Annotated in this window: 1 pseudogene; it reads right to left on the bottom strand. The window is 40.6% G+C overall.

Annotation, left to right across the window (positions count from 1 at the left end):
• A pseudogene (locus EAO38_RS08815) lies at nucleotides 1-202 on the bottom strand (hypothetical protein); the annotation flags it as partial.

Below are 202 nucleotides of genomic sequence, written 5' to 3'. Positions count from 1 at the left end.
CCACACCAAATCAATATAGCCCAACCCCTCTTTATAAAACGCTCCGCTCACTTGCCCGCGTTTTTCTTTTAAAAGCTTGCTAACCGCCTCTTTGCCCTTGAGGGCAAATTCTTTAAAATTCTCTCCAAAGGCGGGGTTAGGTTTTAAAATGTCTTCTAAAAGCTTGTTTTTAAATCTAATGGCCCAACCCCTCTTTATAAAA

The organism is Helicobacter vulpis (assembly GCF_003660395.1).
GTDB classification, from domain to species: Bacteria; Campylobacterota; Campylobacteria; order Campylobacterales; family Helicobacteraceae; genus Helicobacter; species Helicobacter vulpis.
The sequence above is the reverse complement of the archived record's forward strand: the minus strand, read 5'-3'. Positions and strand labels throughout refer to the sequence as shown.